15 protein-coding genes are annotated in these 14,599 nt (G+C 56.0%); 2 read left to right on the top strand and 13 right to left on the bottom strand.

Going from position 1 to position 14,599, the window contains the following annotated elements:
* Position 1: 1 nt before the first annotated feature.
* The 5 genes from N3G78_09670 to N3G78_09690 form a co-directional block, all read right to left on the bottom strand.
* On the bottom strand, positions 2-403 hold the full coding sequence (locus tag N3G78_09670) for an acyl-CoA thioesterase (GenBank protein MCX8118187.1): 402 nt from the start codon (positions 401-403) through the stop codon (positions 2-4).
* Positions 404-460: 57 nt separating this feature from the next.
* Positions 461-1,330 (bottom strand): radical SAM protein, encoded by an 870-nt coding sequence (locus N3G78_09675; protein ID MCX8118188.1) that lies wholly within the window; start codon positions 1,328-1,330, stop codon positions 461-463.
* 151 nt (positions 1,331-1,481) lie between these two features.
* Positions 1,482-1,745, bottom strand: a complete 264-nt coding sequence (locus N3G78_09680; GenBank protein MCX8118189.1) for a septum formation initiator family protein — start codon at positions 1,743-1,745, stop codon at positions 1,482-1,484.
* A 44-nt stretch (positions 1,746-1,789) separates the two neighbouring features.
* Positions 1,790-2,584, bottom strand: coding sequence for a TonB family protein (locus tag N3G78_09685; protein MCX8118190.1), 795 nt, complete (start codon positions 2,582-2,584; stop codon positions 1,790-1,792).
* A gap of 45 nt (positions 2,585-2,629) precedes the next feature.
* Positions 2,630-5,650: a tetratricopeptide repeat protein gene (locus N3G78_09690; GenBank protein MCX8118191.1), complete on the bottom strand. Its 3,021-nt coding sequence runs from the start codon at positions 5,648-5,650 to the stop codon at positions 2,630-2,632.
* A gap of 154 nt (positions 5,651-5,804) precedes the next feature.
* Between N3G78_09690 and N3G78_09695 the strand changes: the two genes are divergently transcribed.
* A complete protein-coding gene (locus tag N3G78_09695) occupies positions 5,805-6,470 on the top strand; it encodes a protein-L-isoaspartate(D-aspartate) O-methyltransferase (protein MCX8118192.1) in 666 nt (221 codons plus the stop codon).
* A gap of 3 nt (positions 6,471-6,473) precedes the next feature.
* Here N3G78_09695 and N3G78_09700 read toward each other — a convergent pair whose 3' ends face one another.
* Entirely contained in the window at positions 6,474-7,808 is a 1,335-nt protein-coding gene (locus tag N3G78_09700) for a replication-associated recombination protein A (protein ID MCX8118193.1), read from the bottom strand.
* Between the two features lie 33 nt (positions 7,809-7,841).
* Positions 7,842-8,654 carry an inositol monophosphatase gene (locus N3G78_09705; GenBank protein ID MCX8118194.1) on the bottom strand — a complete coding sequence of 271 codons (813 nt, stop codon included), beginning with the start codon at positions 8,652-8,654 and terminating at the stop codon, positions 7,842-7,844.
* A 133-nt stretch (positions 8,655-8,787) separates the two neighbouring features.
* Between N3G78_09705 and N3G78_09710 the strand changes: the two genes are divergently transcribed.
* Positions 8,788-9,198, top strand: a complete 411-nt coding sequence (locus N3G78_09710) for a hotdog fold thioesterase (GenBank protein MCX8118195.1) — start codon at positions 8,788-8,790, stop codon at positions 9,196-9,198.
* On the opposite strand, the gene N3G78_09715 is transcribed toward N3G78_09710, so the two are convergent.
* The 6 genes from N3G78_09715 to N3G78_09740 all read right to left on the bottom strand — a co-directional run bounded on the left by N3G78_09715 (position 9,186) and on the right by N3G78_09740 (position 14,558).
* Positions 9,186-10,073 (bottom strand): amidohydrolase family protein, encoded by an 888-nt coding sequence (locus N3G78_09715; protein MCX8118196.1) that lies wholly within the window; start codon positions 10,071-10,073, stop codon positions 9,186-9,188. The two genes, N3G78_09710 and N3G78_09715, sit on opposite strands and share 13 nt — an antisense overlap.
* Before the next feature lie 24 nt (positions 10,074-10,097).
* Entirely contained in the window at positions 10,098-10,706 is a 609-nt protein-coding gene (locus N3G78_09720) for an L-threonylcarbamoyladenylate synthase (protein MCX8118197.1), read from the bottom strand.
* A 3-nt stretch (positions 10,707-10,709) separates the two neighbouring features.
* Positions 10,710-11,627 (bottom strand): LysM peptidoglycan-binding domain-containing protein, encoded by a 918-nt coding sequence (locus tag N3G78_09725; protein ID MCX8118198.1) that lies wholly within the window; start codon positions 11,625-11,627, stop codon positions 10,710-10,712.
* A gap of 109 nt (positions 11,628-11,736) precedes the next feature.
* Positions 11,737-12,720 (bottom strand): 3-hydroxyacyl-CoA dehydrogenase family protein, encoded by a 984-nt coding sequence (locus N3G78_09730; protein ID MCX8118199.1) that lies wholly within the window; start codon positions 12,718-12,720, stop codon positions 11,737-11,739.
* Position 12,721: 1 nt separating this feature from the next.
* Positions 12,722-13,273: a gamma carbonic anhydrase family protein gene (locus tag N3G78_09735; protein ID MCX8118200.1), complete on the bottom strand. Its 552-nt coding sequence runs from the start codon at positions 13,271-13,273 to the stop codon at positions 12,722-12,724.
* A gap of 40 nt (positions 13,274-13,313) precedes the next feature.
* Entirely contained in the window at positions 13,314-14,558 is a 1,245-nt protein-coding gene (locus N3G78_09740; GenBank protein ID MCX8118201.1) for a thiolase family protein, read from the bottom strand.
* Positions 14,559-14,599 lie beyond the last annotated feature (41 nt).

The following is a 14,599-nucleotide window of genomic DNA, read 5'->3' on the forward strand; positions in this document are numbered from 1 at the left end:
CCTAACCGGCCAGGCACTGGAGATACGTGTCGGGAAGGCTCCTCGTTTTGCCCTCAATGCTGACGCAGAGGTGTTTCGTCTCTCCCTCGGCCAGGATCTCCTTCCGGTCCTCACCCAAGATCTGATACGCAAACGTGACCATCCGTTTATTCAATTGTTTCAACCGAGTTCTAACAAGGATCAATTCGTCATACCTTGCAGAACCCCTGTAGCGGCAATGGACCTCGGATACGACAAGCCGGTATCCGAGCTTTTCGAGGTCAGCATATCGAAACCCCTTCCGGCGACAGAACTCCGACCTTCCCACCTCAAACCAGATGAGATAATTGGCGTAATAAGCCACCCCCATCTGATCCGTCTCCGCATATCTCACCCGTATCTCGACATCCACGTAATCCTTCATCTCCTCCCCTCAAGGAACGATCCTCATGCCATCGCCCTGATTGATTCGCCGGCCGGGTCAGAGCCCCCTCAGGTATTCCGGCCTCAAGAGAGCGGGGTCTCTTCTTTTGAGGACCTCCCGGATCCTCCTTAGCGCTTCCTCCTTCTGCTCGGGAATCCAAAACCGAAGGGGAAGGTAATTCGAGGCATGGTTAGAGGCAAAGAAGCAATGGGTCATCTCGCTGTGCTCGATCATCGTCTCGAGCTCCTGGATGAGGCCAAAGGGGGTGGGAAGAACCAATCGTCCTTCCTCGATCTCTCTCTCAATCGGCGTTCCCGGCACGACCATCAGAGAAAGGGCCCCTACGAAGTCCGGGTCCATTTTAGAAAGGACAAGGCCTGTCTCCCGGGCATGGGCCTGGCTTCCCTCCACCCCGCCCAAACCTAAAATGACGGTCACCGAAAGGAGGATCCCGGCCTCCTTCACGATCCGGGCCGCCTGGATCATCTGCTCCACCGTCGCATTCTTTTTCACCCTTTTCAGGACGTGGGGGTCGCCAGACTCCAATCCTAAATAGAGGATCCCCAACCCTAATGTTCGAAGTTCCTTCAATTGTTCCAGCCCCTTCCTGAGGATGTCCCTCGCATTGGCATAAATCCCTACTCTTTCGAGCCCCTTGATCCTCCTCCGGAGGTATTCAAGGATCTTCCTCAGTTCATCCTGAGGGATGGCCAGGGCATCCCCGTCGGCCAAAAAGACCCTACGGATCGGATATCCGCTCACCTCATCAATGTCCTCCTGGATCTCCTCGAAACGTTTCACCCTGAACTTCTTCCCCCGATAGGCGCCACAGAAGGTACATCGATTATAGGAGCAGCCTACCGTGACCTGGAGGATCAAGCTCTCGGCCTCGCTGGGCGGTCGAAAGATCATCCCTTCATATTTCATCTTCAAACCCTCGCTCCCCAATTCCTTTAAGCAGGACCTTTAATCAGACCTCCTTTGATCCGGATGGGTGATTTGGGTTAAAACAGCCGCTACTCCAAACCTGGCCCCGTGAACCAGGAACTCGCCCTCGGACAAACGGACGGGCTTGGGCCTAACGGTTTTTCCCCTCCGGAAGATCGAACTGATAGAGGAGTTCCCCCTCCTTGACCAACCCGAGCTCCTTTCTTGCGACCTCCTCAATATAACCTTTATCATTCCGAAGCCGTCGAATTTCCTCCTTCAACTTCTCGTTTTCCTCCGATAATTTCAGATTCATCTCCCTGATCCTGGCCAGCTCCTTTTTTAAACGGATGAGATGGAGCAGGCCTTTCTCCCCGAAAAAGGTGAAGAACCCGAAAAGGAGAAATCCGATCAAGAGAAGGAAGAAGGATTTCTTTTTAAACCTCATAGACCTCGAATCTATTGGAGTTTAAACTTGATGGGGATGGTCCCTGACTGTTCCACCTGGGGGTGATCTTTCGGAAGAGGGGCAAAGCGCCAATGCTTCAGGTATTGGATCGCGATCCGCTCCAGCTCTGCATCCCCTTTGATCGTTGGCACGACACGATCGACCATGCCGTTTGGCAGGACCCAGATCATCATTTCAATTTCTGCCTCCACCCCCACTTGGGCCGTTGGAGGAGGGGGCCTCTCGATAATCCTCCGGGTAACCAGCTGTCCTTTGATCCCTAATTTGAGGTTCTCCTCCAGGGGTTTCGCGGTCACGGGCCTTTCTTTAACGAGGAGCAACCTCTCGGCGACCCTCTCTGCGCCTCGATCTCTGATTTTCTCTATCTTCAAAGCCTCCTTCATCGAGGGAATCGGTGCCTCGGGGATGAATTTCTCCTCCTTCTCCCTTAAATAATTTTCGATCTCCCTTTCCAGGGCCTTAAACTCAGGGTGATTCTTGAGGGCCCTCATCCGTTCCTCTTCCGTGGCCCCCTCGATCTTGGGCATTCGGGGATATTCTGGGGCAAGGGCCCTCCAATCTTGCTGAGCGCTCGCCTCCTCCATTTTTTTCAAAATGACCTCTTCCCGGATCCTCTTCTCTTCCAGGGAAACTCCCTCGCCCCTTTTCAAACCGAGACGCTTGGCCGCCTCCCGGCTTATCTCCCGCCATCCCTGTTCGAGAGGGAATTGGACCGACGGGATGTAGAGAAGGGCCCAAAGACAAAAACCGACCACGGCGATGAGGAGGAAGACGAGACGGGGCACCTTCGGTCTAGAACTTGGCCTTTTTACCTTATTCATTAACCGACCCTACCTCCCCTTGATCTGCTCCAGCATGCTCCGGGCCAACCGGCGCCTCTCTTCCCGGCTCGTCTTCTCAAAAAGGCGCTGATAAACCTGCCTGGCCTCCGCCCATCGCCTCTCCTCCATATAGAGGGCTCCCAGCTTCAACAGCGCCTCCTCTGTCAAGGCTGTCAGATGGGGATAGAGATAGAGGACCTTCGAAAAATGGAGGATGGCCGCTTCCCGATTCCCGGCTTCGGCATAGGCCTCGCCCAATTTGAACAGTGCTTGGCCAGCCATCCCCTCCTCCGGGCTTCGAAGGGCTTGGGTGAGGGAAGCGATGGCCTCGGAATAACGTTTGAGGTGAAGATAAAGAAGACCCAATCTATAAAAGATCTCAAAACGCGCCTCCTCCTGGGGATATTTTTCGAGAAACTCCTTCAGGATCTTTTCGGCCTCCTCCATTCGGCCCATGTGTCGGTAGGCCTCTTCCATCCCCAAGGTGCTTCTCCGGAATGCGAGGCTTGTCGGCCGATTTTTCATCACCCAGGAAAACCGTTCGAGGGCCTTCGGGTAGGCCTTGAGGAGAAGGTAAGTCTCCCCTGCCTCGAGATAGGCCTCCTGGAGGAGATGGCTTCTCGGATAGGCCCGTATGAACTTCTCCATCTCTTCCATCGCCTCGGACCACCGCCTCTCTCCCTTCAGCAGGAGGCCGAGGCGAAATTGGGCCTCCTCCGCCCAAGGGCTTTGGGGAAAGAGACGAACCGTTTCCTGGAAGGTCTTCAAGGCCTTCTCCAACACCTTCGATTGTTGGTAATACTCTCCCAATTGGAGGAGGACCTGGCCTGCCAAGGGATGCTGGGGATAATGTTTGATAAATGCCTCCGCACGCACCAGGTAGGGGTCAAATTGCTTCTCCTGGAAAAGGCAGAGGAGGATCCCGTAGTCGGCCTCCGGCGCCTCCTTCGATTTGGGGTGTTCTTTGACCAGCTGTTGGTAGGCCTGGATGGCCTGGGAATACTGTTTAAGGTTGTAGAAGCTGTCCCCAATCTTTAGGAGCGAAGAGGGGGCCAGAGGGCCCTCCGGATGGTGCCTGAGGAGCTCCTGAAATGCCTCGATCGCCTTTTCGAAATCCCTCTTCCTGAAATGGGACCAACCGGCCCAATATTGAGCCTCCCCGCGGTAGGAACTCGAAGGATATCTCTCCTTCAGTCTCCCAAAATAATTTAGGGCTTCCTCAAACCGTTCCTGTCGGTAAGCAATCCATCCCAGGAGATAGTATCCTTTCTCCTTCCCCTCTTCCTCCTGGGACTCCACCAGCCGGATCAAATGGACCTTGGCCTCCTCGTACTGATTCTGGTTCATATAGCATTGACCGAGGACAAGAAGGAGGGGGGGTGAGGATCGAAATTGGGGAAACTCCTTCAAGATTTTTTGAAAATAAGACAGGGCCTCTTTCCACTCCCCCCGTTCGAAATGGTACCATCCCAAGGTATTCAACCCTTTTGGATAGAGGGTTGGATTTCCCCTCAGCCCTTCCACGTATTGAAGACCTTTCGGGTAATCTCCCCCCAGAAGGTGGCTCTCGGCCAACCAATAGAGCACCTCCGGCATTTCAGGATGTCCAGGAAATTTCCTAACCCACTGTTCCCAGTAACCGATGGCCTCCCCATACCGTTTCATAAGGAAGTGAGTCACCCCAAGCTTCCTGTAGACCTGCTCCTCGAATTCCACTCTCCTCTTAGACCGAAGGATCTGCAGGTAGGCGTCGATGGCCCCCGGGAAGTCCTTCTGGTTAAAGAGGGAATCTCCTAACATGAGATAGACCCTCTCCCGAAGCTCATTTTCTGGAAAGGCCCTCAAGAACATGCGGAACATCGAGATGGCCTGGCCGAAATCCCTCTTTTGAAAAAAGTGCTGGCCGATATCGAAGAGACTCTGTTCGTTATAAGGGGATGGGAGAAAATAGGAGAGAAATCTTTGATAATAATCGATAGCCCGTTCGGATTCGTCATTTCCGAGATAGCTCCTCAAAAGGCCCCAGAAAATGGCATCCGATAGCGGGGTATGAGGAAAGTGGAGGAGAAGGTCCTCGAAGGTTTTTCGTCCCCCGAGGTAGTCCTTAGAGGCAATCTGGCTCCAGGCCAGGGCATATCGTGCGCTCTCCTCGAGGGGATGCCGGGGATACCTTCGCAAAAAGGCTCGAAAAAGGCTCAGGGCGTCTTCATATCGCTTTAACCTGAAGATGTTGAGACTCCTCAGGTATTCGGCCTCGGGCCGCCAGAGTCCCTCGGGATATTGTTGAAGATGGTCCTCAATCACCCTGAGCGATTCATCAAAACGGCCCAGCTGATAGAGGCAGTATCCTGACCAGAACAGGGAAGACTGGGCAATGGATAGGCTGGGCTTCGCTTCGTAAGCCAGACGGAAGAACCGGCTGGCCTCCTCGTAGGCCCCTCCCGTCATCCGGATCCAACCGCAGGAGTAAAGGGCATAGGGTGAGAATTCGTTCTCAGGAAAGGCATCGACGACCCTTTGAAAGTAAACAAAGGCCTCCTCCACGTTCCTTTGATGGAACTTGGCCTCTCCCAACCAGTAGGTCGCAGCCCCCCGCCAAGGACTTTCGGGGTATTCCGAAAGCAGCCTTTGGAAGAGATGGACGGCCTCTTCATAATCCCCCTGGAGGTACAGATACCTGCCGCGTTCATAAAAGGCCTCGTCCCCACGGATCATCCCCCTGGTCAATCGGCTTCGATAGGCGCAACCTGGCTGTGTCGTGGCAGGGCCCATCTTCTTCATGGGCGCGATCCGATCTTCCTGAAAGTCAATCGACCCCCAGAAGGGTTCTTCTTTGGTCCCGTGGGCCACGAGCTGGGGGACGGGGGGGTCTCGCACCTCCTTCCATCGTCTTTCTTCGATCCCTGTGATGGTCACCGCAGAGGTGTTCCCTCGGGTCTGATCCTGGCCATTGAGGAACGAAAAAGAGAAGGTAAGGGAGAGGAGGAGGAAAAGGCTGAAGATCTTGACCGCCATTTTGAAAATGTTCATCCGTTCTATCAAAGTATCAGATGGGCCAACGGATTGTCAAGAATTGACAGGATATTCAAAGGTATGATAACCTTCGGTTGTGAAGTCAACTTTCTGCGTTTACCTCCTTTTTGTCATCCTATGCGTCTTAACGGGAGGATGTAGCGGGGAGAGGGTGGGATTCCCTCCAAAGGCGGAAAGGGATTTCAAGAAGATGCGGGAGAAGATGGTGGAGACCCAGATTAAACAAAGGGGCGTGAAAGATGAACGGGTCCTCGCCGCCATGCTGAAGGTCGAGCGCCACCGCTTCGTTCCAGAGGAGTATCAGGCCCTTGCCTATTCTGACCAGCCTCTTCCCATCGGAGAGGGACAGACCATCTCCCAGCCCTATATCGTCGCCTTGATGACGGAACTGCTCGAGCTGAAAGGGGAGGAGAAAGTTCTCGAAGTTGGAACCGGATCGGGCTATCAGGCGGCCATCCTTGCCGAACTGGCCAAAGAGGTTTACACGATCGAGATCCTTGAAACGCTTGCCACTTCAGCCAGGCGGCTGCTCCAAGAACTCGGGTACCCCAATATCCAAGTGAAAGCCGGAGATGGCTATCTCGGTTGGCCGGAGGCTGCCCCTTTCGATGCCATCATCGTCACCTGTGCCCCTGACCACATTCCCGTTCCCCTCATCGAACAGCTTAAGGAAGGGGGACGGCTGGTCCTCCCCGTCGGGACCCATGCTCAAGAGTTGAAAAAGGTGATCAAACGATCCGGCAAGATCGAAACGATCGACGTCATCCCGGTCATCTTCGTCCCGATGACCGGCGAGGGGGTGAAACGAAAGAAGTAGACCCTACCTTTTCTTCCTCCAGGCCTCCAACCTCCTTTTGATCTCCTTCTCGAATCCCTGCTCCGAGGGGTGGTAATAGATCTTCCCTTTCAAATTTTCCGGGAGATACTCCTCTTCAACGAAATGATCCGGGTAATCATGAGGGTACTTATAATCTCTCCCGTAGCCCAGATCCTTCATCAAGGAGGTGACCGGATTTCGGAGATGGAGGGGGACGGGCAGATTCTCCAGCTCCCGGACATCTCTCTGGACGGCCTGAAAGGCAGTGTAAAGGGCATTCGATTTTGGAGCGGTGGCCAAGTAGACCGCGGCCTGCGCCAGGGCCAGGTCGCCTTCCGGACGGCCGATGAAATGAAAGGCCTGCATGGCCGAGACCGAAACCTGAAGGGCATGGGGGTCGGCGTTTCCGATGTCTTCCGAGGCAAACCGGATCATCCTTCTGGCGATGTAGAGGGGATCTTCCCCGGCTTCGAGCATTCGACCGAGCCAGTAGAGGGCGGCATCCGGGTCGCTCCCCCTGAGGCTCTTATGGAAGGCGGAGATCAGATTATAATGCTCCTCTCCGCTCTTGTCGTAAAGAAAGGCCTTCCTCTGGAGGACCTCTTCGAGGTTCTCTGGCGTGATTTGACGGACTCCATTTTCATCGGGCGGGGTGGTGAGGACAATCATTTCGAGGGTATTCAAGCCCACCCTCGCATCCCCATTGGCCAGGGTCGCAATCCTCCGGATCACTTCGCCACTTATCTGGGCAGGATATTGCCCCAGCCCCCTCTCTCGATCCTTTAAAGCCCGGCTCAGGATGACCTCGATCTCCTCCTCCCGAAGGGCGTTAAGAGTGAAGACCTTGGCCCTGGAAAGGAGGGGGGAGATGACCTCGAAAGATGGGTTCTCTGTGGTTGCGCCGATGAGGATGATCGTCCCCCTTTCCACGTGGGGGAGGAAGGCATCTTGTTGGGCCTTGTTGAAACGGTGGATCTCGTCGATAAAGAGGATGGTCCGCCTTCCCCGGTATCCCCACTCCTCCTCCGCCTCCTTGATAACCTCTTTGATCTCTTTGACTCCGGAAAGGACGGCGCTGAAGGCGATGAACCGGGCCCGGGTCAGCGAGGCGATGAGCAAGGCCAAGGTCGTCTTGCCCGAGCCCGGAGGCCCCCATAAGATCATGGAAGGGATTTGATCCGACTCGATGGCCTGCCGGAGGACCTTTCCAGGACCCAGGAGATGGTCCTGCCCGACAAACTCTTCCAAAGTCCTGGGCCTCATGCGGTCTGCGAGAGGACCGTCTTTCCTGAACGTCTCCCCACCGGTTCTTCGGAAAAGATCGGGCTGTCTCTTCAATGTCCCACTCCTACCGCCGTCCCCTTCCTCGTCTTAGGCAGGTCCTCCAGACCACCGGACCTCCTGAATCGACTGCAGCATCTCCTCGTGGATCAACCCATTGGTGGCGATGAGGAGTCCTGCGGAATAGATATCGAAAGGCTTGTCCTCTGGATCGGTCACCTTTCCCCCGGCCTCCCGGATCATGAGACTGCCCGCGGCGATATCCCAAGGTTTCAATTTAAATTCCCAGAAGCCATCAAAACGGCCTGCCGCGACATAGCAGAGGTCGATGGCGGCCGACCCGGGACGGCGAATGGCCAGGGTTTGGCGGATAAATTGACGAAAGTAAGGGAGGTAATCGTCGGGTCGTTCTTGCACATCATAGGGAAACCCGGTGGCGATAAAACTCCTCCGCAACCGCCCGGTCTGAGAGACGCGGATTCTCCTTTCGTTGAGATAGGCCCCGCCCCCTTTCAGGGCGACGAAGAGCTCATCCAGAATGGGGATGTAGACCACCCCGAGAATTACCTCCCCTTCCCGCTCAAGGGCGATCGAGATCGAGAAGAAGGGGAATCCCCGGGCATAGTTAGTCGTCCCATCTAAGGGGTCGATGATCCATCTCCAAGGCCCCCCCCTTCCCTGAAAAGGGCTCTCCTCGGTCAGGATCTCATGCTCAGGGAACTGCTGCCGGATCGTCCTTTGGATGGTTAAATCACAGAGGCGATCCACCTCGGTCACGGGGTCGAACTCTCCCTTGTAGGTGATCGACTGGGGCCTGCCAAAATGGTCCATCTGGATCTTCCCGGCCTCCCTGGCCGCCTGGAGGGCCACCGCGAGATAGGGTTCGCTCTCTTTTAGGGACATCCTCTCTCCCACAGGGGTTTGACATTCCTTAGATCTGACTATATGATACCCCAAAATACAAGTCAACCTGGGGCCCATAAAAGGGTGGACCCCTGTCCCTCGGGGACGGCAAAGGTTCGAATCAGGAGGGAAGATGGAATTCGTTGCGGAAGGGAGCTGTTTTGTCTGCGGTGAAAAGAACCCAGGGGGGTTGAAGATCAAATTCCAGGTAGATCGGGTGAATCAGACCATCTCGGCGACCTATTCGGTCCCCTCCACCTATCAAGGGTGGGAGGGCGTGGTCCATGGCGGAATCGTTTGCACCCTCCTTGACGAGGCCATGGCCAATCTCGTCTACGAACTGGGACTGGGCGGCATCGTGGCGGCGATGGAGGTTAGGTTTAAGAAACCCGCCCCGGTCCTTGAGCCCCTTAATATTTTTGGGGAGATCACAGAGGTGCACAAAAAGCTGGTCAGGGCCAAAGCGAGGATTTCAAGGGAGGATGGAACCTTGCTGGCTACAGCCACCGCCACTTTCGTTCGGCAGGAGCGTCAGACGGGCTGAACTTTAGGCTTCTCATCCGCCTCCCTCAGAAAGGGTTTCGATGGAAGGAGTCTCAAGAGGTTCGATCCCAGGATTTTTTCCCTCTCCTCCGTCGTGAGGCCGAGACGCTCCATCTCCTCGAAGTACCTCCCAGGCCTGATCAAGGGGAAGTCCGATCCGAAAACGATCTTTTCGACCCCGATGATCCGCTTCGCCACCTGGTAGATCTCTCTCGAATAGAGGAACGGGGAGGCTGCTGTATCGTAAAAGACGTTTTTCATCGCCCGGGCCACCTCCGGCATCAGTTCATAAAAGAAAAGGCCCCCGCCCCAATGGGCCAAGAGGATTTTAAGCCCGGGAAAGGCGAGGACGAACTGATAGATCGTTTCAAGGTCTGTCTGGACCTTCCCCGGGTAGAGGTGGCCTACAGGTTCATTGGCATGGAGCAGGAGGGGGATCTCCCATTGCTCCATCCTCCTGAAAACCCTTTCCAGGGCCTTCATTCCCTCGAGGCTCATTGGCCGATCGTAAAAGGCCATCTCCCCCACCCCACAGGCCCCTTCCCCGATCCCTCGTTCCAACTCCTGCAAAGACCATTCTGGGTCAGAAAAGGGGAAAAGGATGAAAACGATCAGCCGGCCGGGATAGCGCCTGCTCGATTCGATCAGGTAGGCGTTGTGAAGGGCGCAGAGTTCCTTGTCCCTCCAGGGGAAACCGCAGATGACGGCTCGGGATACCCCGGCCTCGTCCATGGAGGCGATCAACTCCTCGGCGCCGATGAGCCTGGCCTTCGGATGAGCGTAGATCGCAGCAAACCCCCGGTCTTTCCCACAGAAACCGATTCGGTCTCTTCTGACCGATTCCGGAAAGATGTGGGTATGACCATCGATGATCATGCAGGAGAGGAGACGTCCTTGGATTTACAGGAAGAGGCTGACATCCCCCTTCCCTTTACGGAGGACCTTGGGCTCATCCTCGGTGAGGTCGATGATGCTCGAATGCTCTGCGACGATGACCCCTCCGTCGATGACGAGATCGAGCTGCTTCCCGAACCGCTCTTCGATCTCGAGGGGGTTGTTGTATAAGGTGTCCTCAGGTGTGTAGACGCTGGTGCTGATGATCGGATGGCCCAATTCCTTGACGAGGGCGAGGCAGATCTTGTTGTCGGGGATGCGAATGCCGACCGTCTTCTGCTTCGTCATGGCCATCTTGGGGACCAGCTTGGTCGCCTTCAGGATGAAGGTGTAAGGGCCGGGGAGAAGCTTCTTCATCATTTTATAGGCGTAATTGGAGACGTAGGCATAGCGGCTGATGTCCTTCAGGTCGGCACAGATAAAACTGAGGGGTTTCTTCCCGTCCATCTTTTTCAAACGATGGATCCTCCGGATCGCCTCGGGTTGAAAGAGGTCGCAACCCAATCCATAGATGGTGTCGGTGGGATAACCGATGACCCCTCCCTGTTGGAGGACCTCCACCACCTTTCGGATCAGCCGGACCTGAGGATTTTTGGGATTGATGGTAAGGATCATCTCTCAACTCTCTTGTTCCAGTTCGATCACCCGCACCCCGTTGAGGAACCTCTGTCTGAAATAAGGCAAATCGAGGCTGTCCACCCGCACCTCTTTGCTCCGATAGGAGGCGTGGATGAATTCGTTGTTGCCGATATAAATCCCTACGTGGATGTTGTTGGCCCGCCGCGTTCGGAAAAAGAGAAGGTCCCCCTCTTCAAGCTCCTCCCGACCGACCTTCTTCCCAATGGACAGCTGTTCCCGGGCGGTCCTTGGAAGATGGACATTGAAGATCTCGAAGATCTTCTTCACAAAAGCGGAACAGTCCATTCCTTTGATCGTGCTGCCGCCCAACCGGTAAGGGACGCCCAGGAAGGTCTTCACCACCCGTATGAAGAGGTTTCGTTCTTCAGGGCTCCTCCACTTTCCCAGGGGTTCGGAGTCTTTAAACCCTTCGGCCTCTGTCACCGGAGAGTCGCTGCTCTCCGAAACGTCGCCGAGTTCCTCCAGTTCCTCCGCCTGGCTCCCCCTTCGCTCCGATAGGATCAGCCTCTGGCCTACCTTCAACGCAGACGTCTGGAGCCGGTTCAACCGCTTGATCTCTTCAATCGAAAGGCCCGTCTTTTTCGATATCGAATGGAGGCTCTCTCCCTGTTTGACGACATAGACTTCAGGCTCCCAGGTGGTCTTCCTCAGACCATTTCCCGAAGGTCCCTTTTGGGGAGAGGGGATGAGAAGAACCTGTTTGGGCCGGAGAAGGGAGCCGGAAAGACCGTTCGCCTCTCTCAACGCCTCTACGGAAATGCCATATTGCTTTGCGATCGTGTAAAGGGTGTCTCCAGATTTGACCGTATACCTTGTCTCTGCCAGAATTCCCGCTGGGAAGGCCAGAAGCAGAAGGACGACCAGCCTCACCCCCAGAAAGCTCAACCGTCCTGCCATAAACCCATCCTCCTTTCGTTCAGAATCTCATCCCGACCGAAAGAGGCTCCGATAAAAAATCTCACCGTCTGAAGATGTGGTTTATTTATACATCGATCGGACCGATCTGTCAACCAACCCCCCTCCCTTGGAAACGGGGGGAGAGAGGGGAGGAACGGTTCAGCTCTTCCAAAAAGGCCTTCACCTTTAACAGCTTCCGGTCCCTCTCTTTCAAAATGGCTTCGAGGCCTTTGGAGGAGTAGTCGTAGAATCCTCTCCCAGATTTGATCCCGACATGTCCCTTCTTCACCAGCTGGCTCAAGGTCCTCGGGATCCGATCCCGGGAGACGAGGCGGATGGAGGGGTTCTGTTCGAAGGTGAGGGCCAGATCCAGACCGGTGAAATCGTATCGTTGGACGACGCCCAAAACGGGGATCCGGATGCCGAGGCTGTTCTTCACCGCCCGGTCGATCTCTTCGGCCGTGGCATACCCATTGTCGAGGAGAAAGAAGATCTCCCTTGCCATGGCCCTCTGGAGACGGTTGACGATATAGCCGGGGATGAATCGATTCATCACCACGGGCACCTTTCCGAGCTTCAGGAGGATCTCTTTTACCGTCTCCACCGTCCCGGCGGAGGTTTGGGGCCCTTTGACGAGATCGACCAGGGGGATGAGATGGGCAGGGGCATAGAAGTGGCAGATGACCATCTTTTGGGGACGGATCCCCTTGGCGAGCCGAAAGAGATTGAGGTAGGAGGTGTTGCTCGCAAAGATCGTCCGGCCAGGGCAGAGGCGATCGAGGGTTTGAAACAGTCGCCTTTTCGCTTTGGGATTTTCTGAGATGGCCTCGATGACCAGGTCGGCCCGGCCCGCCGGATCGAGGGAGGTGGTGGGGTGGATGCGGGCCATGATCTCAGGAAGGGGGCGGCCGGCCAAGGCCCTCGCTTCTTTTAAGATCCGGAGGCTTGCCCGAATCAGGCCGAGCCCACGGTCAAGGGCCTCCTCCTTTTCGTCCATGAGATCGACCTCGTAGCCCCCTCTCGCAAAGACAAGGGCGATGGAATGTCCCATGGTCCCCGCTCCGATAACCATGACCCTCTGAACCCTTCCCATTTTATGCCCCTGAAGGTCGGAAAATCTTTAAATACTTCTTCGCCTTTTCGTAAGCTTCGGCCCACTGCTCTCTCGATCGCCTCCTCGCCTCCTCGTCCAAAGGCTTGACGACCTTGCCCGGGATGCCTAAGACGAGAGACCCCTCTGGGATTTTCGTATGGGGAGGGACCACAGAGCCGCTTCCGATGATCGAATCCCTCCCCACCTCAACCCCGTCCAGGAGGATGGCGCCGATCCCGACGATCGCCCCTTGCCGGACGACACATCCGTGTAAGATGGCCCCGTGGCTGATCAAAACCTCATCCTCGATGAGGACGGGGAATCCTGTCGGAGCTTCGATGAGCACCTTGTCGAGGATGACCGATCGTTCGCCCACGACGATCCGATCGCTATCAGCCCTTAATAGGGCGAAGGGCCAGATGCTTGATTCCCTCTTCAGGACGACCTCGCCGATCAACCTCGACGAGGGATCGATGAAGACGCTCTCGTCGAACAAGGGGGTCTTGCCCTCGAAAGGCGTAATGAGGGGTTGAGGGGGTGAAGGGAATGCCATAGAGATGCTCCTTCCCGTTTATGGATTATCTGGTTCTTCCTTACCCTTTTCTTTCGAAGATGGCCGCGATCCCGAGGCCTCCGCCGCCACAGATGGCCTCGAGGCCGAAGCGGCTCCCCCTTCGTCTCATCTCGTGAAGGAGGGTCACCAAAACGCGCGCCCCTGTGCAGGCGATGGGGTGGCCGAGAGAGATGCCGGAGCCATTGACGTTGACCCTCTCCTCATCCTTTTGGGTCAATCCTAAAAGTTTCATATCTGCAAGCACCTGGGCTGCAAAGGCCTCCTGGATCTCGATCAAATCCATCTGCTCCAACCTCAATCCGGTCTTTTGCAAGACCTTTTTTACGGCAAGGTCGACCGCCTTGTAGGTCTCCCTGGGATCCACCCCTGCGACAGAAAAATCGACGAGCCAGGCCAGGGGGGACAGCCCCATCGCCTCGGCCCTCTCCTCGGTCATCACGACACAGGCGGCCGCCCCGTCATTTTCGGAGGAGGAGTTTCCCGCTGTGCAGACCCCTCCCAGGATCGGCGGAAGCTTCGAAAGTTGCTCGAGGGTCGTATCCGGCCTTGGCGTCTCGTCACGATCCATCCGCGAGGTCGTGGCCTTCTCACCGGTGAGGGGAATGGCCACGATCTCCTCCCTGAATCGGCCGGAGTCGGTGGCCTCGCAGGCCTTTCGATGGCTTCGGAGGGCCCAGCGGTCGCAATCCTCCCTCGTAATCCCCTCTGCCCGGGCTGCTGTCTCCGCCCAGGACATCATCGTAGGAAGCACCCCATACCTCTCGATGGGCTGAGACATCACCCTGGCCCTCTGGATCCGGTCATAGAGGGGAACGCCCCAAATGGCGAGATCTCCATGGCCCTTGGGCATCCCCCTCTTTCCGCCGATCCCCCACTTGATCTCCCCCGGGAGGTAGAATTCGGCATTGCTCATGCTCTCGACGCCGCCTGCCACCACAATCTCGGCATGTCCCGATTGGATGGCCATGGCGGCAAAACAGATCGCATCGAGGCCACTTAAGCACCGCCGATCGAGGGTGATCCCGGGGATCGACTCAGGCCAACCCGCTTTCAGAAGGGACATCCGGGCGATATTGACATACTCGCCGCTCTGGTAGGACTGGCCCAGGATCACCTCATCCACCTGATCGGGGCGCAATCCCGCCCTCCGGATGGCCTCGTCGATGACGAGGGCGCCGAGGTCATAGGCGGGGATATCCCTCAACATCCCGAGGTATCTCCCGATGGGCGTTCGAACCGCACTGACGATCACCGGCCTTCTCAAAACATCCCCCTTTGAAGGTAACCCCTGATCTTCCGACCATC

The organism is Thermodesulfobacteriota bacterium (genome assembly GCA_026415035.1).
In the GTDB taxonomy this organism is placed as follows: Bacteria; Desulfobacterota; BSN033; order BSN033; family UBA1163; genus RBG-16-49-23.

Excerpts from the sequence above, each read along its gene's own strand:
- N3G78_09670 (MCX8118187.1), bottom strand. The coding sequence starts at position 403 with ATGAAGGATTACGTGGATGTCGAGATACGGGTGAGATATGCGGAGACG.
- N3G78_09675 (MCX8118188.1), bottom strand. The coding sequence starts at position 1,330 with ATGAAATATGAAGGGATGATCTTTCGACCGCCCAGCGAGGCCGAGAGC.
- N3G78_09690 (MCX8118191.1), bottom strand. The coding sequence starts at position 5,650 with ATGAACATTTTCAAAATGGCGGTCAAGATCTTCAGCCTTTTCCTCCTC.
- N3G78_09705 (MCX8118194.1), bottom strand. The coding sequence starts at position 8,654 with ATGTCCCTAAAAGAGAGCGAACCCTATCTCGCGGTGGCCCTCCAGGCG.
- N3G78_09710 (MCX8118195.1), top strand. The coding sequence starts at position 8,788 with ATGGAATTCGTTGCGGAAGGGAGCTGTTTTGTCTGCGGTGAAAAGAAC.
- N3G78_09715 (MCX8118196.1), bottom strand. The coding sequence starts at position 10,073 with ATGATCATCGATGGTCATACCCACATCTTTCCGGAATCGGTCAGAAGA.
- N3G78_09720 (MCX8118197.1), bottom strand. The coding sequence starts at position 10,706 with ATGATCCTTACCATCAATCCCAAAAATCCTCAGGTCCGGCTGATCCGA.
- N3G78_09725 (MCX8118198.1), bottom strand. The coding sequence starts at position 11,627 with ATGGCAGGACGGTTGAGCTTTCTGGGGGTGAGGCTGGTCGTCCTTCTG.
- N3G78_09730 (MCX8118199.1), bottom strand. The coding sequence starts at position 12,720 with ATGGGAAGGGTTCAGAGGGTCATGGTTATCGGAGCGGGGACCATGGGA.
- N3G78_09735 (MCX8118200.1), bottom strand. The coding sequence starts at position 13,273 with ATGGCATTCCCTTCACCCCCTCAACCCCTCATTACGCCTTTCGAGGGC.